Source organism: Micromonospora sp. NPDC001898, assembly GCF_042891255.1.
Classification (GTDB): domain Bacteria; phylum Actinomycetota; class Actinomycetes; order Mycobacteriales; family Micromonosporaceae; genus Micromonospora.
In genome coordinates, this window is the sequence record NZ_JBIATC010000003.1 from 128,511 (window position 1) to 149,359 (window position 20,849).

At 71.7% G+C, this 20,849-nt stretch carries 19 protein-coding genes; 8 read left to right on the plus strand and 11 right to left on the minus strand.

The features are described 5' to 3' along the window. Nucleotides 1–57 precede the first annotated feature (57 nt). The 3 genes from ACFYZF_RS08580 to ACFYZF_RS08590 form a co-directional block, all read right to left on the minus strand. Entirely contained in the window at nt 58–657 is a 600-nt protein-coding gene (locus ACFYZF_RS08580; protein WP_387017314.1) for a copper resistance protein CopC, read from the minus strand. Next, nucleotides 647–1,237, minus strand: a complete 591-nt coding sequence (locus ACFYZF_RS08585; protein ID WP_350888372.1) for a hypothetical protein — start codon at nt 1,235–1,237, stop codon at nt 647–649. Before ACFYZF_RS08585 ends, ACFYZF_RS08580 begins: the two co-directional genes overlap by 11 nt. A gap of 166 nt (nt 1,238–1,403) precedes the next feature. Continuing rightward, nucleotides 1,404–2,750, minus strand: coding sequence for a carotenoid oxygenase family protein (locus tag ACFYZF_RS08590; protein WP_387017316.1), 1,347 nt, complete (start codon nt 2,748–2,750; stop codon nt 1,404–1,406). A gap of 96 nt (nt 2,751–2,846) precedes the next feature. Between ACFYZF_RS08590 and ACFYZF_RS08595 the strand changes: the two genes are divergently transcribed. Together ACFYZF_RS08595 and ACFYZF_RS08600 are read left to right on the plus strand one after the other, a co-directional pair. Continuing rightward, nucleotides 2,847–3,497 carry a TetR-like C-terminal domain-containing protein gene (locus ACFYZF_RS08595; RefSeq protein ID WP_387017318.1) on the plus strand — a complete coding sequence of 217 codons (651 nt, stop codon included), beginning with the start codon at nt 2,847–2,849 and terminating at the stop codon, nt 3,495–3,497. A 220-nt stretch (nt 3,498–3,717) separates the two neighbouring features. After that, nucleotides 3,718–5,259 carry a GMC family oxidoreductase gene (locus ACFYZF_RS08600; RefSeq protein WP_387017320.1) on the plus strand — a complete coding sequence of 514 codons (1,542 nt, stop codon included), beginning with the start codon at nt 3,718–3,720 and terminating at the stop codon, nt 5,257–5,259. A 287-nt stretch (nt 5,260–5,546) separates the two neighbouring features. Here ACFYZF_RS08600 and ACFYZF_RS08605 read toward each other — a convergent pair whose 3' ends face one another. The 5 genes from ACFYZF_RS08605 to ACFYZF_RS08625 all read right to left on the minus strand — a co-directional run bounded on the left by ACFYZF_RS08605 (nt 5,547) and on the right by ACFYZF_RS08625 (nt 10,643). Next, a complete protein-coding gene (locus tag ACFYZF_RS08605; protein ID WP_387017322.1) occupies nt 5,547–6,107 on the minus strand; it encodes a pyridoxamine 5'-phosphate oxidase family protein in 561 nt (186 codons plus the stop codon). Nucleotides 6,108–6,462: 355 nt separating this feature from the next. After that, nucleotides 6,463–7,926: an MFS transporter gene (locus ACFYZF_RS08610; RefSeq protein ID WP_387017323.1), complete on the minus strand. Its 1,464-nt coding sequence runs from the start codon at nt 7,924–7,926 to the stop codon at nt 6,463–6,465. Between the two features lie 225 nt (nt 7,927–8,151). Beyond that, entirely contained in the window at nt 8,152–8,952 is an 801-nt protein-coding gene (locus ACFYZF_RS08615; protein WP_387017324.1) for an SDR family NAD(P)-dependent oxidoreductase, read from the minus strand. A gap of 96 nt (nt 8,953–9,048) precedes the next feature. Then, on the minus strand, nt 9,049–10,308 hold the full coding sequence (locus ACFYZF_RS08620; protein WP_387017325.1) for an RNA polymerase sigma factor: 1,260 nt from the start codon (nt 10,306–10,308) through the stop codon (nt 9,049–9,051). Continuing rightward, entirely contained in the window at nt 10,305–10,643 is a 339-nt protein-coding gene (locus ACFYZF_RS08625; protein WP_387017326.1) for a YciI family protein, read from the minus strand. Before ACFYZF_RS08625 ends, ACFYZF_RS08620 begins: the two co-directional genes overlap by 4 nt. A gap of 205 nt (nt 10,644–10,848) precedes the next feature. On the opposite strand from ACFYZF_RS08625, the gene ACFYZF_RS08630 reads away from it, so the two are divergent. Further along, nucleotides 10,849–11,733 carry an alpha/beta fold hydrolase gene (locus ACFYZF_RS08630; RefSeq protein ID WP_387017328.1) on the plus strand — a complete coding sequence of 295 codons (885 nt, stop codon included), beginning with the start codon at nt 10,849–10,851 and terminating at the stop codon, nt 11,731–11,733. A 124-nt stretch (nt 11,734–11,857) separates the two neighbouring features. Then, nucleotides 11,858–12,724: a helix-turn-helix transcriptional regulator gene (locus tag ACFYZF_RS08635; protein ID WP_387017329.1), complete on the plus strand. Its 867-nt coding sequence runs from the start codon at nt 11,858–11,860 to the stop codon at nt 12,722–12,724. Nucleotides 12,725–12,975: 251 nt separating this feature from the next. On the opposite strand, the gene ACFYZF_RS08640 is transcribed toward ACFYZF_RS08635, so the two are convergent. Then, nucleotides 12,976–13,728, minus strand: coding sequence for a DUF899 domain-containing protein (locus ACFYZF_RS08640; protein WP_387017330.1), 753 nt, complete (start codon nt 13,726–13,728; stop codon nt 12,976–12,978). 228 nt (nt 13,729–13,956) lie between these two features. On the opposite strand from ACFYZF_RS08640, the gene ACFYZF_RS08645 reads away from it, so the two are divergent. Next, on the plus strand, nt 13,957–15,141 hold the full coding sequence (locus ACFYZF_RS08645) for an acyl-CoA dehydrogenase family protein (RefSeq protein WP_387017332.1): 1,185 nt from the start codon (nt 13,957–13,959) through the stop codon (nt 15,139–15,141). 66 nt (nt 15,142–15,207) lie between these two features. Here ACFYZF_RS08645 and ACFYZF_RS08650 read toward each other — a convergent pair whose 3' ends face one another. Both ACFYZF_RS08650 and ACFYZF_RS08655 read right to left on the minus strand, forming a co-directional pair. Next, entirely contained in the window at nt 15,208–15,990 is a 783-nt protein-coding gene (locus ACFYZF_RS08650) for an inositol monophosphatase family protein (RefSeq protein ID WP_387017333.1), read from the minus strand. A gap of 382 nt (nt 15,991–16,372) precedes the next feature. After that, nucleotides 16,373–17,278 carry a bile acid:sodium symporter family protein gene (locus ACFYZF_RS08655; RefSeq protein WP_387018365.1) on the minus strand — a complete coding sequence of 302 codons (906 nt, stop codon included), beginning with the start codon at nt 17,276–17,278 and terminating at the stop codon, nt 16,373–16,375. Between the two features lie 809 nt (nt 17,279–18,087). Between ACFYZF_RS08655 and ACFYZF_RS08660 the strand changes: the two genes are divergently transcribed. Genes ACFYZF_RS08660 through ACFYZF_RS08670 form a run of 3 tightly spaced genes read left to right on the plus strand, consistent with a single transcriptional unit; the run spans nt 18,088 to nt 20,734 of the window. Then, on the plus strand, nt 18,088–18,924 hold the full coding sequence (locus tag ACFYZF_RS08660) for a CPBP family intramembrane glutamic endopeptidase (RefSeq protein WP_387017335.1): 837 nt from the start codon (nt 18,088–18,090) through the stop codon (nt 18,922–18,924). Continuing rightward, nucleotides 18,924–20,078, plus strand: coding sequence for a sensor histidine kinase (locus tag ACFYZF_RS08665; protein WP_387017337.1), 1,155 nt, complete (start codon nt 18,924–18,926; stop codon nt 20,076–20,078). Before ACFYZF_RS08660 ends, ACFYZF_RS08665 begins: the two co-directional genes overlap by 1 nt. Next, a complete protein-coding gene (locus ACFYZF_RS08670) occupies nt 20,075–20,734 on the plus strand; it encodes a response regulator (RefSeq protein ID WP_387017339.1) in 660 nt (219 codons plus the stop codon). Before ACFYZF_RS08665 ends, ACFYZF_RS08670 begins: the two co-directional genes overlap by 4 nt. The last annotated feature ends 115 nt before the right edge of the window (nt 20,735–20,849 follow it).

Genomic DNA, 20,849 nt, shown 5'->3' on the forward strand with positions numbered 1-20,849 from the left:
GGATCTCGTCGGCGCCGCTTTCCGTTGCCCAGGGTGCCGTCACGTCGTGCCCGCCCGTCAGGTCCGCGGGTCGAGGCGCAGGGACTCGGCCCGCCCGCCGCGCGGACGCAGCCACAGCAGGGCGAGGGCCACGGCCAGCACCGCGCCGTCGATGACCAGCAGGAAGGCGCTGAATCCGTCGATGCCGTGCCCGTGCTCGACCACCACGTCCACGCCGGCCTGGCGGGCCGCGTCGTCCAGCGGGGCCGGCGCGACGCCGGTGCCCACGCTGAACCGGTGCGCCCCGGTGACGGTCGACCCGTCGGTGAAGGTGACGTGGTACGCGATCGTGTAGTCGCCGGCGGCGCCGATGCTCACCGGCAGCCGCAGCCGCGTGGAACCGGCCTTGGTCGGCTCGCCGTCGGTGACCGTCCGGTTCTCGACGTCGAGCACCGCGACGTGTGACCCTCCCTCGTCGACGCCGGCATCGAAGTCCAGGGTCACCTCGGCCGGCGCGGCGGTGAGCACCGCGCCTGCCGGAGGGTCGGCGGAGACCAGGCCGCCGTCGGCCCGGGCCGCGCCGGGGGTGAGCGCAAGCAGCCCGGCGACCGCTGCGACCACGGCGACGACGGCCGCCCGTCGACGGCCGCCGGACAGGAGGCTCAGCTCACGCGGCATGGGGCACGACGGACTGGCTGGAGACGCGGTGCCCGATGCAGCTGCACGTCATCAGCTCCTGCTCGCGCCGGTTCGGGCGCAGGTGCAGGTACATCGCGACCACCATCGGGATGAACACGATCGAGTTGTAGAACAGGTGCAGCTCGACCCGCGGCAGCACCAGCTGAAGGATGCTGGTCGGCACCTTCTGGCCGAAGAACATGGTGCCGCTCTGCACCTGCCACAGCAGCATGAAGTGCTCGATGTGGTGCCAGAACTGGATGGCCAGCGCCACCACCCACCAGGTGTGGGCGCGGCCGACGAAGCCGCGGCGCAGCGCGAAGAGGAAGACCAGCATCACGATGGCGTAGCCGTAGTGCAGCCACTCGGAGGAGACCAGCCAGGGATAGAACTGGCCGAGCACGCCGCGCGCCTGCGGCCGTGGCGTGCCGAGCACCCAGATCTGGTACGCCTGGACCAGGTGCTCGGCCCAGTGCGCCAGCACGATGATGAGGAAGCCGTTCAGGGCCGCCTTGTGATGGGCTCCGTTGAGCCGCGCGAGCAGCCCGGACGACGGAGCGGCGGTAAGGGGTTGGGTCATCTTCAGGCACCTTCCGTGGGAACGCGAGGGAGTCCGCCGTACGACCCGTGGGAACGGGGACAGCGGCTTGCCGCGAAGCTAACCGCCCGTCCTGTTCCACGGTTCCTTCAAATTGCCCAGTTGCTGTCGGCAATCTGCCTCTTCCCGGCGCCACCCGGGTGGCGGCTCAGGACACGAGCCAGTTGGCGTGGAACCCGCTGGGCACCCGGCCCGGCAGGTGCACGACGGCGACCGGCGGGCCGGCGAAGTCGCCCGCGTCGAGCACGACGAGGTCGCTGCGGTCGGTCCGACCGTCGTAGACGTAGGTCAGCAGCCAGCCGTCGTCCTCGGCGGACAGCGGCCCGCGCGGGACGAACACCGCCTCACCCGCCTCGCGGTACGGCCCGAAGTCGTGCACCGCGACCTCGCGGCGCACCATGTCGTGGCGCAGCAGCGCCGAGCCGCCCAGCACCCCGGCCCCGGACTGCATGGCCACGGTGTAGGCGTACCGGTGCGGCATCGTCTTGCAACGGTCGTCGATGCGCGGGAACTCCTGCGGGATGTCGTCGAGCTGCTCGGCGCCGACGGTGCCGCGGGTCAGGTCCAGCGTCCACCGCCACAGCGTCGGGGCGGACTCGCCCGGGGCGTGCAGGTCGCGGTCGAAGACCCGGTCGTAGCGCACCACGTCGACCACGCACCGGTCGTCGACCTCGTAGGCGTTGACGGGGTGGAAGACGTAGCAGGGGTCGACGTCGAACCAGCGCACGTCGGCGCCGCGCCCCTCACGCGGGAGCAGCCCGAGCCGGGCCGGCCGCTGCGGAGACCACGCGTACGGGAAGCGTGAGCCCGCCCGGGCCAGCGCCGGGTTGAAGGTGACCGGAAGGTCGAACAGCACCGAGTGCCGGTCGGTCAGCGCCAGCGAGTGCATCAGGGGCGGGCCGGACACCTCGATCCGCTCGCTGCGGCGCACCCGCCCCTCGGGGGTCAGCACGAGGTGCTCGACGTACGGCAGCTCGTGGTAGTAGGCGACGGCGAACAGCTCTCCGGTGACCGGGTCGCACTCGGCGTGCGCCGCGAAGCCGTGCGGCAGGGTGGCGTCGAAGTCGATCCGGGCCACGGACTCCAGCTCGTCGTCGAGCTCGACGGGCAGCACCCCCGCCTCGCCGAGCGCCAGGGTGCGCCCGCCGTGCCGGATGATGTTGGCGTTGGCGTTGTCGGACAGCCCGTGCCGCGGGCCGGGCAGGGCGAGCTCGCCCAGGGCACGGGTGGTGCGGTCGGTGCGGATCCACCGGTTGCGGTACCACAGCGCACGGCCCTCGCGCAGGCGCACCCCGTGCGCCATGCCGTCGCCGACCAGGGCGTGGCCGGACTGGCCGCCGCCCATCGGGTTCGGCCCGATCCGGACGAAGCAGCCGTTCAACTCGGCGGGCAGCCGGCCGGTGACCACCAGGTCGAGCTCGGTCGCCTCGGCGGCGACGGGACGCCGGCTGTCGTGCTGGGGCAGGGTCTGGGGGGCGAGGGCGACGACGCTCATTGGGACCTCCACGAGCTGGCGCGATCTTTTGGTGTATCGCAGTTACGTAACAGCGTTACTTCAACGAACGTACGCCGGGCGTGAGATCATGTCAATGTGAGTCCGCGCCGGATCGACCCGAAGTTGGCGACCACCCTGCTGGAGGCCGCAGCCCGGCTGCTGGCCGAGGAGGGTGCCGCCGGCCTCACCACGCGCCGCCTCGCCGCCGCGGTGGGCGCCTCGACCACGGCCGTGTACACGCACTTCGGCGGCATGGACAACCTGGTCCGGGCGATGGTGCACGAGGGCTTCGCACGGCTGCACCGGCGGATGTCCACGGTGCGGGCCACCCCCGACGCGGTCGCCGACGTGATGGCCCTCGGGTACGCGTACCGGGCCAACTCGCTCGACCACCCGCAGCTCTACCAGGTCATGTTCGGCAGCGCGGCGCTCGGCGGGTTCGCCCTCGCCGACGGCGACCGGCAGCACGGCAAGTACACCCTCCAGCCGCTGGTCGACGCGGTGGCCCGGGCCACCGAGCAGGGCCGGTTCCGCGCCGGCGACCCGCTGCTGGTCGCGCAGAACATGTGGATCGCCCTGCACGGGCTGGTCAGCCTCGAACTCGGCGGCTACCTGATCGACCCGTACGACGCCGACGTGTGCTTCGAGGCGCAACTGCGCTCGCTGATGGTCGGCGCCGGCGACGAGTACGAGGCGACGGCCACCTCCCTCGCCCGGGCCCGGCGGCGGCGCTCCCCGCGCACCTGAGACGCCCGCACCGCCGGCCCTGACGGCACGGCGGCGGCCTCCTGATGGAACGCGCCCCGGGGAACGCCCGGGGGCGGTGAGCAACGGCGGAGAAGCGACGGGCGGAGCCCGGTGTGATGCTCGTGGCGGGTCCCGAGCACGTCCGCAATGGAAGCGCATCCACTCCTGTGGGTCAGTCCGACAGGATCGCCAACCCTCCACGTACCGAAGGACGCCGATGATGAACGGAATCGATTATCTCGTGGTCGGGTCCGGCTCCGCCGGAGCCGCGCTGGCCGCCCGGCTGAGCGAGGATCCCCACCGTAAGGTCCTGCTGCTGGAGGCGGGCCCCGACTTCGCCACGGTCGCCGACACGCCATCCGACCTGCTCAACGGCAGCGCGATGTCGATGGACATCCACGACTGGCACTTCCAGGCCGAGATCACCGACCGGCGGCGGATCATCTACCCGCGCGGGAAGGTCACCGGCGGGTCGTCCGCGGTCGGCGCGACCATCGCGCTGCGCGGCAATCCGGTGAACTTCAACGAGTGGGCCGAGATGGGCAACCCGGCCTGGGCCTGGGACGAGGTGCTGCCGTTCTACAAGCGACTCGAGGACGACCTGGACTTCGACAACGAGTACCACGGCAAGGGCGGCCCCATCCCGATCCGGCGGTTCAAGGGCGACGAGCTGGCCCCGGTGCAGCAGGTGTTCCAGGACGCCTGCCTCAAGGCCGGCTTCCCCGCCATCGAGGACCACAACCACCCGGAGGCCAGCGGCGTCGGCCCGATGCCGTCGAACCGCCGCGACACCCACACCCGGTTCTCCACCGCCATGGGGTACCTGGGCGAGGCCCGCGGCCGGGAGAACCTGGAGATCCGGTCCGGGGTCCAGGTCAACCGGGTGCTGTTCGCCGGCAACCGGGCGCGCGGCGTCGAGGTGGCCAAGCCCGGCGGCGGCACCGAGGTGATCGAGGCCGGCGCCGTCGTGCTGGCCGCCGGCGCGGTCAACTCCCCGGCCATCCTCATGCGCTCCGGCATCGGACCCGGCGGCGACCTGCGGCGGCTGGGCATCGACGTGCTGCTGGACCGCCCCGGGGTGGGCGCCGACCTGATCGACCACCCGCGCACCGGCGCGTTCATGGTGCCCGAGCCGGGCACGTTCAACCCCGACGACGCCTTCCTCCAGATGCTGCTGCGCACCACCGCACCGGGGTCCACGGAGTTCAACGACCTCCAGTACTACATGATCAACCACTTCGACCTGACGCTCTTCCCCGAGCTGCAGATGCTGGCCGCGGCGAAGACGATCTTCGGGGTGATGGTCGTGCACCAGCGGCCGGAGTCCCGGGGGCGGCTCACCCTCACCTCGGCCGACCCCACCGCACCGCCGGACGTCCTGCTCAACTTCCTCGACACCGAGAACGACGTCCAGACCCTCATCGCCGCCGTGCGCCAGTGCTGGCAGTTCATGCAGACGGCGGGCATCCAGGACAAGGGCCAACGGTTCGTGGTGCTCGGCGAGGAGATGGCCGAGGACGACGAGCTGATGCGCCACTACGTCCGGCTCAGCCTGGACAGCGGCTACCACCCCGTCGGCACCGCCCGGATGGGCGCGGCCGGCGACGAGGGCGCGGTGGTCGACGAGCGGCTGCGGGTGCACGGCATCGAGGGCCTGTACGTCTGCGACGCCTCCGTCATGCCGTCGATCGTCAACTGCAACACCAACCTCACCTCGATCATGATCGGTGAGCGCCTCGCCGACTGGCTCAGGCAGTCCTGACCGGTCGTACCGGACACGGGCGTCCCGCGGTGTGAGTCCCGCGGGGCGCCCGTCGTGCTGACCTGCCCCGCCGCAGGCAGGGCCTGAGCGCCCCTCCCGGAGACGGACCCCGCACCGCAGCCGCCGCAGGCGTGAACCCGCGCGTTCCCGGTCCCGCTGCTGCGACGTCGACGGCCGGACGCCGAACGGGCCGCCCGCCGGGTGGCGGACGGCCCGCGGAGGCGGACGTGCGGCGCACAGAGCCCTCAGCGGGCCGGAGAGGGCGGGTGAGACCGCCCCCGGGCGGATCAGCGCACGGCCGGATCCGGGGACGCCCCGTGGGCGGGGGCGTTGACCTCGGCCGGCGGCGGGAACCGGGTGATGAAGTCGCACACGGTCACGTGGGTCGGCACGATCGTGACCAGGGCCATCTCACTGGTGTGCTCGCGCTTGCTGCGCTCCCACTCCGGCACGTTGTGCTCACCGATCATCCGGCGGGACGCGTCGATGTGCACCTGGGGCAGCCCTTGCACGACCTCGATCGAGGCCGTACCGCGGACCAGCATCATCAGCGGCGTGTAGTCGGCGACCGGCGCACCGAGCGCCGCCGCGACCTTCGCGCGGGGCTCAGCCGCCATGGTGTCCACGGTGAAGGACACCTGCGGATGCGCCGCGATCGCCCTGACCTTGTACGCCGTGGTCGGGCTGGCGAAGACGAAGGCCCTGCCGTTCCACACGTAGGCGACCGGGATCGAGCGTGGATGGCCGTCCAGCCCCACGTACCCGAGCCGCATCAGGATCGGCGCCTCCAACAGGATCTGCACCACCGGGTCGGTGTTCACCAGGCGCGCCAGCTCCGGATAGTCCATGGGTGCCCCTTCCGTACGAGCGGAGCGACGACGGCGGAGACCACGCCCACTCCGTCACGGTGCGCACCCTCCGCCGCGGTCCGATCTCCGGCGCTCGGGGTGCGCTTGTCCACACTGACCAAGTTTGACAAGGGGTGGAATGCGCTCCTTCTCTGAGCGTGCCTACCCGAGCGAATCCCCGTCCGCCCGCCATGGCGGCAACGCCGCCCGTCCCGGCAGTCGCGGCGACAGCGGCGAGGCCCCCGGCGGGCGGTCATCGTCGATGAACCATCCGCCGAGGGCCTCGCCGGTCAACAGTCTCGGCACCCGGCCGAGCGAGGTGGATCAGCCGCCACGGCGGCCCCTGGTACCGGCCCTAGACCGGGTTCTCGCTGACGGTGCGCGGCACCGGCACCGGCGCGGGCTGCTGCGCCTCGGGGGTAAGCTCCGGCTCCTGCCGCCCGGTGGCCGACGGCCCGGCGGTGGTGCCCCGGTCGCGCAGGCCGAACCAGATCAGCGCCACGGACACCAGGATCACGACGATCTGCACCTGCATGGCGAGGTGGACGCCGTCGAGCACGTCGGTGCGGGCGGCGACGATCGCCCCGAAGATCGGAATACCGATGGTGACCGCGATCTGCTGGGCCAGGGTGGCCAGGCCGGTCGCCAGGCCCTGCTGCGAGTCGTCCAGCCCGGAGGTGGCGGTCACCGTGTAGGCGACGACGGCCGTGACGTGCCCGAAGTACATCAGGAACAGCGACGGGACGATCAGCAGGATGCTCGAGGTGCTCGAGGTGCCGATCAGCAGCAGCGGGACGGTGGTCAACCCCTGCACCAGCAGGCCCACGGCGAGCACGTTGCGGTAGCCGTAGCGGCCGATCATCCGCCCGGCGATGACGCCGGCGATGACGGCCACCAGGCCCGGCACGCCGAACACCAGGCCGGTGGTGAACGGCTCCATCTTGAGCACGTCCTGCATGTAGAGGGTGAGGCCGAAGTTGATGCCGCTGGCCATCACGAAGGCGACCATGCCGCCGAAGTTGCCCCACTTGATGTTCGGCCGGTTGAGCAGGGTCAGCGACACCAGGGGCGCCTTGGCCTTCAGCTCGACGAACCAGAAGGCGGCGATGAGCACCGCGCCGATGGCGAGCGCGATCCAGTTCTGCATGCTCACGCCGTACACCAGGGCGAGCAGGCCGGCGGTGACCGTGACGGCACCCGGCACGTCCAGCTTGACGCCGGCCGGACGGACGCTCTCCTTGATCACCAGCGGGGTCAGCACCATGATGGCGACCGCCACCGGCACGTTGATCCAGAACGCCCAGCGCCAGTCCAGGGCACTGACCAGGCTGCCACCGACCAGGGCGCCGACGGTGAAGCCACCGGAGAGCAGCGCGCCGTTGAGGCCGAGCACCCGGGCGCGGGCCCGCTCGTCGGACACGGTCGTGATCAGCAGTGCCATCGCGGCGGGGATGGCGATCGCGTTGGCGAAGCCCTGCAGCACCCGGGCGCTCAGCAGCATCGTGGCGTTGGTCGCGAAACCGCCGAGCAGCGAGGCCACGGTGAGCAGCGCGATGCCGGTCAGGAACAGCCGCCGCCGGCCGAACAGGTCGGCGATCCGGCCGAACAGGAGCGTGAAGCCGGCCGCGGGCAGCGCGTACGCGCTGGCGACCCAGGGAAGGTCGGCCAGGCTGAGCCCGACGCCCTCACCCATCCGCGGCAGGGCCACGTTGAGGATGGAGAAGTCGACCGACAACATGAACTGCGCGCCGAGCAGTACGAAAAGGGCAAGTTTTTGCGCGGAGCTGAGCTGCTCCGACGTGCTCTGATTCTCCGCCATGATTACAAACACTAGGTAGCCATGGTCGGGGTACCCATCTCCCTGCCGTGCGTACCACTGGCAGTGGCACCCTGAGCACGCGCCGTGGGGCCCCACCCAACGCTACCCCGCCCCGGCCCTCTTCGAGCTTGCTCTATTTCTCACATGGCGAGGAAAGCCCGCTCACATGGCGAGGAAAGCCGGCCGCCCGGGTGCGAGGTCACACCCGGGCGGCCGTTCCGTCAGTCAGTCGACGAGGACTCCACACCCGACGGTGGTGATCGATCCGGTGAGCCCGCTGGACAGGTCCGAGGCGAGGTACACCGCGGTGCCGGCGACGTCGGCCAGGGTCACCGCCCGGCCCAGCAGCGGGTCGGGCATGCCGGGCTTGGCGGCCAGCATGTCCTCCAGCGTCGCCCCGTTCGCCTCGGCCGCGCGCCGCCATGTGTCGCGGACGTACGAGCCGTGCTGCACGCTCTCCGGGACGGCGTCAGGCCGCAGGCAGACCACCCGCACCCCGAACTGGCCCACCTCCCCGGCCAGTTCCCGGGAGAGCGACTCGATGCCGGCGCAGGCCACGCCGAACCCGCCCGAGGGCATCGGCGCCCGGGCCGCCGACGTGGACAGGATGACGATGGACCCGGAACGCTGCTCGACCATCCGCCGCGCCGCCGCCGTGGAGGTGAGGAACTGGGTGCGGACGAAGGTGTTCATCGGCATCAGGAAGTCGTCCAGGTCCAGCTCACGCAGCGGGACGCCCTGCACGTGGTCCAGGCCGACGGCGTTGAACGAGACGTCGAGGCTCCCGGCCTGCTCGGCGACCAGCGCCGCGTGCTCGTCGACCGACTCCTGGTCGAGCGCGTCGACCTGGTGGGCGTACGCCCGGCCGCCCTCGGCGGTGATCTCCTTGGCGACCATCTCGACCCGGTCGAGGTGGCGTCCGGCCAGGTAGACGGTGGCGCCCTCGCGGGCGAAGGCGCGCGACACCGCGCCGCCCAGCGCGCCCGCCGCGCCGTAGACGATCGCGGTCCTGCTCTCCAGCAACATGTCTGAATCCCCTCGTCGTTGGCCGGGCCGGCGGTACCGGACCGGGTTCGTCAGACCGACGGGCAGCTCTTGGGGAAATATACATTTTCTGGTGCTTTATTTTGCTTGGTCCCGGGGCAGGCCGGTCACCTCCGCCAACCGCCCCCGCAGGTACCGGCGCTCGGCGTCGTTGCCGGCCAGGTCGAGCGCCCGCCGGTACGCCCCGGCCGCCTCGCCGCGCCGGTCCAGCCGGCGCAGCAGATCCGCGCGGACGGCCGGGACGAGGTGATTCCCGGCCAGTTCGCCCGAGCGCTCCACCTGCTCCAGCAGCGCCAGGCCCCGCTGCGGGCCGTGCGCCATCCCGACCGCCACCGCCCGGTTGAGCTGGACCACGGCCGACGGCGCCAGCTCCGCCAGCTCGGCGTAGAGCCCTGCGATCTGGGCCCAGTCGGTGCGCGCGGCGTCCGGGGCGGTGGCGTGGCAGGCCACGATCGCCGCCTGGACCTGGTACGGGCCGGGCCGGCCGCGGCGCAGGGCCCGGTCCAGCAGGCCCACCCCCTCGGCCACCCGGTCCCGGTCCCACCGCCGGCGGTCCTGCCGTTCCAGCGGCACCAGGTCGCCGTGGGCGTCGGTCCGGGCGTCGCGCCGGGCCTCGTGCAACAGCAGCAGCGCGAGCAGGCCGAGCGTCTCCGGGTCGTCGGGCAGCAGCCGGGCCAGCAGCCGGGCCAGCCGGACCGCCTCCGCGCACAGCCCGCGCCGCACCAGGTCCGCGCCGGCCGTGGCCGCGTACCCCTCGGTGAACAGCAGGTACAGCACCGCGCGCACCGCCGTGGCCCGCCCGGGCAGCTCGGCGGCCGGTGGCAGCTCGCAGCGCAGGCCGGCCTCGCGGAGGCTGCGCCGGGCCCGCACCAGCCGCTGGGCCAGGGTTCCCGGCGGGACCAGCAGGGCGCGGGCGATCTCCGCCGGGCCGAGCCCCACGACGGTACGCAGGGTCAGCGCGACCTGCGACGGCAACGACAGCGCGGGGTGGCAGCAGGTGAAGATCAGGCGTAGCTGGACGTCCCGGATCAGGGACGGCGCCGGCGGCAGCTCGTCGTACGCCGGGAGGACGGCCGCCGCCTCGCGCAGCCGGGCGGCCCGTACGGTCTCGTGGCGCAGCCGGTCGACGGCCCGGTTGCGCGCCACGGTGGTCAGCCACGCGCCGGGCCGGCGCGGCACGCCCTCGCACCGCCAACGCTCCAGCGCGGCGGCGAACGCCTCCTGCACGCAGTCCTCGGCCAGGCTCCGGTCCCGGGTGAGGCCGACGAGGCCGCCGACGAGCTGGTGGTACTCCCGACGGAACGTGCCGGCCACGGCGGCGTCGACGGTGAAGGTCACCAGGTCCAGACCGGCCTCACCTCGATGGCACCCAGCTCGGCGAACGGGTGCAGGGCGGCGAGTTCGGTCGCCTCGTCGAGGTCCGCGCAGTTCAGCACGACGAACCCGCCCACCTGCTCCCGGGCCTCGATGAACGGCCCGTCGGTGACCAGCGTGCCCTCGGCCCGGGTGCGGACGGTCCGGCCGGCGCGGCCGGGGCGCAGCCGCTGCCCGCCCGCGAACGCCCCCCGCCGGCGCACCTCGTCCAACCAGGCCCGGTGCCGGGGATGCTCGTCGATCTCCGCCGGGCTCAGCTCGCCGGCCTCGTCGTGAAAGATCACCAGTGCGTACTCCACGGTCCCCCCTCCCAGGTCCGCGCAATACAACGACGGGGAGACCGGGACAGACGCGACCACCCGGTCTTTCACCGGATCAGGGGACATCCCGGTCGATGCCGCACGAGGGGCGTCGAGTCGTGGTAGGGGCAGCACGCACGGAGAAGCGGGGCACCGTCGGCTCGGCCAGTCTTGGATCAATCCATGCCCGCCGAGGAGGCACCCCATGCGTCAATCACAGGTCACCGTCAACGGTGTCGACATCGCATACCGTGAGCTGGGCGAGGGGCCGCTGGCCCTGCTGGTGCACGGCTTCCCGTTCACTCCCAACTCGTTCCGGCACCTGATGCCGGTGCTGGCCGACGCCGGCTACCGGGCCGTGGCCCCGTGGACCCGCGGCTTCGCCCCCAGCTCGGTCCCGCCGCCGGGCGGCGAACACATCCGCGACATGGTGGCCGACGTCAACGCCCTGCACGAGGCATTGGGCGGGGACGAGCGGGCGGTGCTGATCGGGCACGACTTCGGGGCCGCCGTCGCGTGGAGCGCGGTGGTGCAGGAGCCGCAGCGGTGGTCGCGGCTGGTCGCCTGCGACGTGCCACCGTTCCAGTTCTTCGGCGAGTACCTGCTCGACCCCCGGGGCATCAACGTCCAGGCCCACTTCTGGTTCTTCCAGATGGCCGCCGCCAACGAGCTGGTCGCCGCCAACGACCTGGCCTTCCTGGAGTTCATGCTGCACAAGTACTCAAGGGACGGCTACGACGTCACCCAGGACCTGGCCGACATCCGGGCCGCCCTCGGCACCCCGGAGAACCTGAACGCCGCACTCGGCATGTACCGCACCAACTTCCCCGCCGCGACGTTCGGCGGCCCCGAGTGGGCGGCCGAGCAGGCCGCGCTGTGGGGGGCCCTGCCGAGCCAGCCGACGCTGAACATCTTCGGCGTCCAGGACGTCGCCTTCGCGATGAACGAGGAGAAGCTCGCCCGGATCGTCGAGGCGCTGCCGAAGGGCTCGGCCGGCGCGCTGGTCCCCGACTCGCGGCACGTCCCGCTCACCGAACAGCCGGACATCACCAACGACCACATCATGCGCTTCCTGGCCGAGACGGCCTGACCGGTCCGGACGGCTGCCCCCGGCCGGGCGCGGCGGATTCCCCTCCCCGCCCGGTCGGAAACCGTTGGTACTTCCACGGTGGGTACCACTGACAGTGTCATGGTGGTCCGTCATACTGAGTCGCATGAATCCGCTCGGCGAGTTCCTCCGATCGCGACGCGGTGTCATCCGGCCGCAGGACGCCGGCCTGGCCCGCTACGGCGAGCGCCGGCGAGTCTCCGGGCTGCGCCGCGAGGAGCTGGCCCAGCTCGCCGGGGTCAGCGTCTCTTACTACACCCGGCTTGAGCAGGGCCAGGCGCACAACGTGTCCGACGAGGTGCTCGACGCGGTCGCCCGAGCGTTGCAGCTCGGCGGCAACGAGCGGGCGCACCTGTTCACGCTGGCCCGCCCCGGCCGGACGGCGCCCGAGCGGGCGGTCCGGGCCAGCTCGGCGCCGCCGGCCCTGCGCCAGATGCTCGCGATGATGCCCGACGTGCCGGCGATGGTGCTCAGCGCCGCGACCGACGTGCACACCTGGAACCCGCTGGGCCACGCCCTGCTCGCCTGGCACCTCGACGAGGCGCCCAACATGAGCCGGTCGGTCTTCCTCGACCCCCGGATGCGCGAGCTGTACGCCGACTGGCCGGGCAAGGCCCGCTCCGTGGTGGCCTACCTGCGGATGGCCGTGGGCCGCTACCGCGACGACCGCCGGGTCGTCGGGCTGGTCGAGGAGCTGCTGTCGCGCAGCCCGGAGTTCGCCGGGATGTGGGCCGAGCACCCGGTCAGCACCTGCGAGACGATGACCTACGACATGGCCCACCCGGTGGTCGGCGCGCTGACGGTCAACCAGCACACGCTGCGGCTGGAGGAGGCCCCGAACCTGATGCTGGTGACCTTCACCGTGGAGGCCGGCTCCCCGTCGGCGGCGGCGCTGCGGATGCTCGGCGGTGTCCCCCGGCGCGCCGCAGCCCCGGTGCCGGCCCAGCGGCACAGCGTCGCCGTCCCCTCCTGATCCCGCGCGCCGCCCCGGCGCGACCCGAGCGGACCGCGACCCGAGCGGACCGCGACCCGAACGACGCACGGCTGGAAACGACGCACGAGCCGAACGGCGCAGGGCCCAGGCGCCGCGCCGTCGCGGCGACCGGGGCCCGGGCGTCCTGCCTCACGCACGACGGCGGCCGGCTCCCCGCGACGGCCGAAGCCGCCGGCCGGGAACCGGCCGCCGCGGACGGTAAGGTGCCGCCGCACCCCACCGCGCCGCCGTCACTGCGTCGCGGTCTCCGTCGACTGCTGCTCGGCCGGGCTGTCGTGGCGCACCTGGAACTTGTTCAGCCCGGTCCACCAGTTCTCGCCCGGGTTGGCGGCCTGCTCGGCGTCGTAGCGGTCGTGGTGCCGCCACCAGTCCCACGGATGCGCCAACCCCTCCTCCTGCCGGCCCAGCGGGGTGACGTCGAGGTAGTTGTAGGTGTTGATGAACACCTCGCCGCCCCGGTCGAACACCGAGCTGGCGTGGAAGATCTTCTCGCCCTCGCGGATGAAGGAGCTGACCGCCGGCAGCTCGCCCTTCTCCATGGTGACGTTGAAGTCGTAGTTGAAGTCGCTGCCGTACGAGGACACCCACGGGATGTGGGCCCAGCCCATCCGGGCCTTGAACTTCTCGATCTTCTCCAGCGGAGCCCGGGCGATCATCACGAACGAGGTGTCCCGAGCGTGCATGTGCGACAGGTCCCCGACGTTGTCGGCCTGCATCGAGCAGCCGACGCAGCCCTCCTCCGCGTTCGGGGCGAACATGAAGTGCCGGACGAGCAACTGGCGGCGCCCCTGGAACAGTTCGAGCAGCGTCACCTCACCGGTGGGCGAGGCGAACACGTACTCCTTCTCCACCGGAACCACGGGCATGGCCCGGCGCGCGGCGCTGAGCTGGTCGCGGGCACGGGTCAGCGCCTTCTCCTCCTCCAGCAGCCTTTCCCGGGCAGTGGTCCATTCTTCACGCGAGACGATCTGCGGAAAACTCATCGTTCCTCCCTCGACGGTCGCTGCCGGCCCACACGAAGACCGGGCGACACCTGCGACCTTGACACGGCCACGGAGGGGCCGACTTCTCCGCTCGTGCCCTTTCCACCGGCCGAACCAGCATTGGCAACGAGCAATCCGGAAGAGGCCGCGGCAGCCGGGATGTGACAGCGTCGATGGCGCTTGGCAGACAGGATTCCGATCGATCCGGTCGCCCGTTGAGGAGGACATGTGCCCACGATCACCGAAGCACCCAGCCGCGAGGAACTCGTCCAGCGCGCCGCGGATCTCGTCCCGCTGATCCGCAAACACGCGGCGTGGCAGGAGGAGAACCGTCGCCTCCACGACGAGACGGTGGCCGCGATCGAGGAGGCCGGGCTGTTCAAGCTCCGCACGCCCCGCCGCTACGGCGGGTACGAGGTGGACACCCGCACGCTCGTGGCGGTCGCCACCGAGCTGGGCCGGGGCGACGCCAGCACCGCCTGGGTCACCTCCGTGCTGTGGATTCCCACCTGGCTCGCCGGCCTGTTCCCCGACGAGGCCCAGGACGACGTGTTCGCCACCCCCAACGCGCGGGTGTGCGGCACCAACAGCGTCGGCGGCACGGCCGTCCCCACCGACGGGGGCGTCGTCGTCAACGGCAGCTGGCACTTCATCAGCGGGGCGCACCACGCGCAGTGGCAGGAGATCGCCGCGGTCCTGCTGCGCCCGGACGCCGAGCCGGAGCCGATCATGGCGCTGATCCCGATCGGCAGCATGGAGATCGTCGACGACTGGTACACCACCGGCCTGACCGCCACCGGCAGCGTCACCACGGTGGCCCGCGACGTGTTCGTGCCGAGCAGCCACATCATCCCGATGAGCGCGGCCATGATCCCGCAGGGCCTGTCGCAGGGCAACGCCGACTCTTCCGTCTGGCGCACCCCGGCCGCGCTGAACGCGGCGGCGTCCGGCGTGGGCGCGGCGGTCGGCGTGGCCAAGTCCGCGCGCGACGAGTTCCTCGACCGGCTCCCCGGCCGGGGGATCACCTACACCAACTACGAGAACCAGAGCGAGGCGCCGGTCACCCACCTGAAGATCGGCACCGCGCTCATGAAGATCGACCAGGCCGAGTTCCACGCGTACCACGCCGCCGACCTGGTCGACAGCAAGGCGGCCAGCGGCGCGGAGTGGACGCTGGAGGAGCGGGCCCGGGTCCGCGCCGACCACGGCTGGGCCACCCGGCTGGCCAAGGAGGCGGTGGACATCTTCGCCTCCGCCAGCGGCGGCTCGTCCATCTACCGTGACGTGCCGATCCAACGGATCGCCCGGGACATCAACGCGATGAGCCTGCACGGGCTCATCAACGCCGACACCAACACCGAGCTGTACGGCCGGGTCGTCTGCGGACTGGGCCCGAACACGCTCTTCCTCTGAGCTTTCCCCGACGTGACGAGCCGCCCGGCGCAACCCCCCGCCGGGCGGCTCGTCACACTTTCGGCGTCAGCCCAGCGCCGCGACCCGGGGCCGGAACTCGTCGATCAGCTCCGGCGGCGCGGCGAGCACCCTGCTGCCGTTCACCTCGACGGCCGCGCCGGCCTCGGTGGCGATCACCAGGCCGGCGGCCCAGTCCCAGCGGAAGGCACGGTCCTCGACGTACGCGTCGCAGCGCCCGGCGGCCACCCAGCACAGGGCCAGCGCGGTGGAGCCGAGCATCCGCACCCCGCGTACGTCCCCGGCGAGGTCGGCCACGACGGCCGCCTGCACCCGACGGTGGGCGACGTCGTAGGCGTACCCGCTGGCGAGGATGACCTCGTCGAGGGCGGCGCCGGCGGGCCGGGCCAGCGGGGTGTCGCCCAGGTACGCGCCCCGGCCCCGGACGGCGTGGAACAGCTCGTCGTGCACCGGGTCGAGAATCACCCCGACGACCGGTTGCCAGCCGTCGGCCGTCTCCTCCTCGCAGGCCACGCTGACGCACCAGAACGGTATCCCGGACACGTAGTTCACGGTGCCGTCCAGCGGGTCCAGCACCCAGCGCAGCCCTGACCTGCCAACCCGGTCGCTGCCCTCCTCGGCCAGGATGCCGTCGTCTGGCCGGCGGGCGCGCAGCAGCTCGACGATCCGCGCCTCGCTGGCCCGGTCCGCGTCGCTCACCGGGTCGGTGGAGGCCGTCTTGTAGTCGACCCGGCCGTGGTCGCCGAAGCGCCGCAGCAGCTCCCGCCCGCCGAGGCGCGCCGCCTCCTCGGCGACCCGCCGGCAGTCGTCCAGCTCAGCGTCACTGATCATCGCGCTCTCCTCGCCACGTTCGGGGACGATCATGATCGTCGCACCGGGGCGGGCCGGGCACCATTCGCCCCCGTGAACCCGGTCCCCAGCGGCGCAGGCGGCGGGCACAGGGGCCGTCGTGGTCGGCGTGCGGCAGGCACCGCCGGGCATCCGCCGGTCGCGGAAGACCGGCGGCGTACGTGCTGGTCGTCCCCGGGAGACACGGTGGTCTCCCCCGGGTCGGCCCGAGCTACCCACCGTCTCTATTCGCGTCCTGCCTCTGGCTGCCGGGGCGCAGTACGGCGCGCTGAGGTCGTACCACGAGAAAGAGCGCGCCCGGCGAAGCCGCCGGGCGCGCTCTTCGGTCCACGCTCTCAATCGATCGTGCCGGCGGGGGCCGGGATCACACCCGGCTCGCGGTCGCCGACAGGTCGCCGGTCGGGGCCGTGGCCCGCACGCGGCGGGAGACGATGATGCCGAAGACAGCGGCGGTGAAGAACATGACGAAGCCGTACGTCACCGACGGCATCGCCATCGTGGAGTTGTCGAGCAGCGTCGGACTCATCCCGATGGTGATGGCCAGGCTGGCGTTGTGCAGGCCGATCTCGAACGCCGAGGCGATCGACTCCCGCTCGCCGACCTTGAGCAGGCGCGGGCCGAAGTAGCCGATCGCCATGCTGATCAGGTTGAACGCCAGCACCGCGAGGATGATCTCCCCGAGGATGTCGAACACCTCCGCGCCGATGCCGGCGATCACGCCGGAGATCATCACGATCAGCGCCACCACCGACAGGATCTTGACGGTGCGTTCCAAGCGCTGGGCGGCGGCGGTGAACTTCGCGCGGATGGCCATGCCGATGGCGATCGGGATCAGGACCAGGGCGAAGACCTGGATCACCTTGTCGAACTGGAGGCCGAGCGAGCTGTCCGATCCGACGAAGGCCGACACCGACAGGTTCACGATGATCGGCAGCGTGAACAGCGCCAGCACCGAGTTCACCGCGGTCAGCGAGATGTTGAGCGCCAGATCACCCTTGAACAGGTGGCTGTAGAGGCTGGCCGTGCTGCCGCCGGGCGAGGCGGCGAGCAGCATCATGCCGACCGCCAGCTCGGGGCGCAGGTTGAACGCGACCACCAGGCCCAGGCAGATCGCCGGCAGGATCAGCATCTGGGAGACCAGGCAGACCACCATCGCCTTGGGATATCTCACCACTCGGCGGAAGTCCTCAAGGGTCAGGGTAAGGCCGAGCCCGAGCATGATGATGCCCACGATGATGGGGAAAAGTATGAGGACCGCACCGCTACTCATAATCACTCTGCCTTCTGCTCGTAAGAGATCCATGAGTTTCACATCGGCGATCGACACCATGCTTCTCGAAACTTGCCCTGTGCGAGGCCGGTATCCACGCTAGGTGCACAGTGGACCAAGACCACGCAAAACGGCAGGTGGGGCGGCCGAGACCCTGGACGGACAGCGATCGGGAGCTGCGCCAGCTCCTCCGGGAAGCACTCGACGAGGCGAGAATTCGGGACGTCTGCGTCCATGCCGGCCTCACCTTCAACGACATGGACAAGATGCCGGTCCTCCACTAAAATGCCGGCGCTCGGAAACAAGGACTGCTGTACCGAAATCTGCTGGCGACCGGACCGCAAGCGACTTGTCGAGCGCCTCGACGGAACTCAGCAGGTGCCCAACCGCGTCTTGCAGTTCAACAAAGACCCCGTCAGAGCGGGTGACGTTGATATGCGCCAAGCGACGTACGCGACCATTAAGTCGAGATCGTCGACGTGCGGTGGCCGGTGAAGCAGGTGTTCGGCCTGATCCGGCCGTCGGAACGCGACACGCGCCTCGGCGGCCCGTCTGCGCTCCGACACCGGCAGGGCCCTGCCCCACCCCCGGACTCCGCCGATCTTGCACTTCGGGCCCGAACAAAAGATGCAAAAGCCTCACCACGGGGGCCGAAAGTGCAAGATCGCGGGGGTGGGGTGGGGTGGGGGCTTGTCCCCCGCGCGAGCTACCCGCAAGTGTCCACCGCGTGGTGACGATTCCTGACCGACGACTCCATAGCGTTCGACGTGGCCGCTGCGCTCCGGCCGGACCTCGTTGAAGGAGTCATCATGCGTTTCTTGAAGCAGTTCCTGGCCGTTGTAGCGGTCGCCTTCGTCGGTAGCCAGGCCGTCGCCGCGGTGGCGGGGAGCGCCTGGCTCGCCCTGCCCCTGGGTGTGTTGACGGCGGTGGCCGCGATCTTCGTCTACGCGTGGGTGGTGCGGCGCACCGAGCGCCGCGAGGTCACGGAGGTGGCCCGGGCCGGGGCCCGCGCCCGGATCATCCGGGGGGTGCTGATCGGGGTCGGGATGTTCGCGGCAGTCATCCTCAACATCGCCTTCATCGGCGGCTACCACGTCCACGGCCTGGGCTCGGTGTCGGGTGCGGTGGCGCTGCTCGGGTTCATGGCCGCCGCCGCCACGACCGAGGAGCTGCTCTTCCGGGGCGTCCTGTTCCGCATCGTCGAGGAACGCACAGGCACCTGGATCGCGCTGTTGCTGACCGGCGTGGTGTTCGGCCTGATGCACCTGCTCAACCCGGACGCCAGCCTGTGGGGCGCGGTCGCCATCGCGATCGAGGCCGGCTTCATGCTCGCCGCCTGCTACGCCGCCACCCGAAACCTGTGGGTGCCGATCGGCCTGCACTTCGGCTGGAACTTCGCCGCGGGCGGCATCTTCAGCGTCGTGGTCTCCGGCAACGGCGAGTCGAAGGGGCTGCTGGACGCCACGACGTCGGGCCCGGCCGTACTCACCGGCGGCGACTTCGGGCCTGAGGGAAGCCTGTACACGGTGGCGGCGGGTGTGGCGCTGACCCTGGTGTTCATGTGGCTGGCCCACCGCCGCGGTCACCTCGTCCCGCGTCGCCGCCGCGCGGTCGGCGTCAAGCCGGCAACCGCTACGGTTTCCTGATGATCGGCCTTCGGACGGTTCCGGACTCGTGGCGGCGGTGGGACGTCACGGTCCGGGATCTCCCGTTGGCGCTGCTGCTCGTCCTCGCGTCGGTGGTGCCGGCGCTGCACAACCACGGTACGCAGCTCGGCGATCTGCCGGGGCGTCCCTTCGACGCGCTGACCGTCGTGGTGGTCGCCCTGGAGTGCCTCCCACTCGCCGTCCGCCGACGCTGGCCGGCCCTCTGCCTCGCCCTGGTGTCGGTCGGCTTCGCGATCGACCAGCTCCGCGGCTATCACACGGTCGCGGGCTCCGCGCTGGCCATCGCGCTGGTGAGCGCGGGGGTTCACCTGGAACGCCGTCGGCGTACCACCATGGTCGTAAGCTCCGCCGCGTACGTGGCGCTGGCCGTCGCCCTCGACCGGCTCGGGTCGACCGAGGGCGTGACCGGTTTCGCCACGTTCTACCTGGCGCTGGCCCTCGCCTGGGGCATCGGGGCCTGGCTGCGGCAGTCCCGGGCCGCCGAGGCCGAGCGCCGCCGCCACGTCGCCGTGACCGCCCGCGCCGCCGAACGCACCCGCATCGCCCGCGAACTCCACGACGTGGTGACCCACCACGTGACAGCGATGGTGGTGCAGGCCGAGGCGGCGCGCTACCTGACCGCCGCCCCCGAACGCCTCGACACGAGTCTGACGGCCATCACCGACACCGGCCGGCGGGCCATCACCGACCTGCGGCACCTGCTCGACCTGCTCAACCCCGACCACAGCGCCGAGCCGCGTACGCCGTCCGTCGGCGAGCTCCGCGCCCTCGTGGAGCAGACCCGGCAGGCCGGGCAGCCGGTGGAGTTCACCGAGGAGGGCACGCCGGCCGAGACGACCGGCGGCGCCGAGCTCGCGGCGTACCGGGTCGTGCAAGAGGCGCTGACGAACACCCTCAAGTACGCCCACGGCAGCCGCACCACCGTTCACGTGCACCATGGCGAAAGGGAGATCACGGTGGAGGTCAGCACCGACGGCTCGGGCTCGTACGCCGCGGCCCCCGGCGGGGGCGGGCGCGGCCTCGCGGGGCTCCGCGAACGGGTCGGCGTGCTCGGCGGCGAGTTCAGCGCGGGACGGCGGGTGGGTGGCGGCTTCGTCGTGCGGGCCCGCATTCCCACCGGGAGCCCGTCGTGACCGCGCCGGTCCGGGTGCTGGTCTGCGACGACCAGGCGCTGATTCGCACCGGCTTCGCCACGATCATCGACGCGCAGCCCGACCTCGAGGTCGTCGGCGAGTGCGGGGACGGGCGCGCGGCGGTCGACCTCGCCGGCCGGCTGCACCCGGACGTGGTCGTGATGGACGTACGGATGCCGGTGCTCGACGGGATCGGGGCGACCCGCCTGCTCGCCGGCGCCGGGGTGGCCCACCCCGTCAAGGTGCTCGTGGTGACGACGTTCAACCTCGACGAGTACGTGTACGAGGCGCTGCGCGCGGGAGCGAGCGGGTTCCTACTCAAGGACGCCCCGCCGGCGCAACTGCTGCACGGCATCCGCACGGTCGCGAGCGGGGCCGCGCTGCTGGCGCCCGAGGTGACCCGGCAGCTCGTGGGCAGGTACGCGGCGCGGATCCGTCCCGCCGAGGGCACGCCGCAGAACGTGGGGCTGACCCCGCGCGAACTGGAGGTGTTGCGCCTCATCGCCGACGGCCTGTCCAACGCCGAGATCGCCGCGACGCTGGTGATCAGCCACGAGACCGTCAAGACGTACGTGTCGCGCATCCTCACCAAGCTCGACCTGCGCGACCGGGTGCAGGCGGTGGTCTACGCCTACCGCGCCGGCCTGGTGACCTGAGAGCGCCGGCGGGGCCGCCAGGCAGGCCCTCACGCCCCCTGACGCGGTGAGGCATGGAGAAGACCGAGCAGGCGAGGGCCGGGCGTCGGCCCGCTCCCCCCGTGAGGAGCGGGCC

Bases quoted from the DNA above. Each gene is read 5' to 3' on its own strand.
- ACFYZF_RS08590 (WP_387017316.1), bottom strand. From the start codon at position 2,750: ATGAGCGTCGTCGCCCTCGCCCCCCAGACCCTGCCCCAGCACGACAGC.
- ACFYZF_RS08615 (WP_387017324.1), bottom strand. From the start codon at position 8,952: ATGTTGCTGGAGAGCAGGACCGCGATCGTCTACGGCGCGGCGGGCGCG.
- ACFYZF_RS08660 (WP_387017335.1), top strand. From the start codon at position 18,088: ATGCGTTTCTTGAAGCAGTTCCTGGCCGTTGTAGCGGTCGCCTTCGTC.
- ACFYZF_RS08605 (WP_387017322.1), bottom strand. From the start codon at position 6,107: ATGGACTATCCGGAGCTGGCGCGCCTGGTGAACACCGACCCGGTGGTG.
- ACFYZF_RS08610 (WP_387017323.1), bottom strand. From the start codon at position 7,926: ATGGCGGAGAATCAGAGCACGTCGGAGCAGCTCAGCTCCGCGCAAAAA.
- ACFYZF_RS08630 (WP_387017328.1), top strand. From the start codon at position 10,849: ATGCGTCAATCACAGGTCACCGTCAACGGTGTCGACATCGCATACCGT.
- ACFYZF_RS08580 (WP_387017314.1), bottom strand. From the start codon at position 657: ATGCCGCGTGAGCTGAGCCTCCTGTCCGGCGGCCGTCGACGGGCGGCC.
- ACFYZF_RS08665 (WP_387017337.1), top strand. From the start codon at position 18,924: ATGATCGGCCTTCGGACGGTTCCGGACTCGTGGCGGCGGTGGGACGTC.
- ACFYZF_RS08650 (WP_387017333.1), bottom strand. From the start codon at position 15,990: ATGATCAGTGACGCTGAGCTGGACGACTGCCGGCGGGTCGCCGAGGAG.
- ACFYZF_RS08655 (WP_387018365.1), bottom strand. From the start codon at position 17,278: ATGAGTAGCGGTGCGGTCCTCATACTTTTCCCCATCATCGTGGGCATC.
- ACFYZF_RS08600 (WP_387017320.1), top strand. From the start codon at position 3,718: ATGAACGGAATCGATTATCTCGTGGTCGGGTCCGGCTCCGCCGGAGCC.
- ACFYZF_RS08585 (WP_350888372.1), bottom strand. From the start codon at position 1,237: ATGACCCAACCCCTTACCGCCGCTCCGTCGTCCGGGCTGCTCGCGCGG.
- ACFYZF_RS08635 (WP_387017329.1), top strand. From the start codon at position 11,858: ATGAATCCGCTCGGCGAGTTCCTCCGATCGCGACGCGGTGTCATCCGG.
- ACFYZF_RS08640 (WP_387017330.1), bottom strand. From the start codon at position 13,728: ATGAGTTTTCCGCAGATCGTCTCGCGTGAAGAATGGACCACTGCCCGG.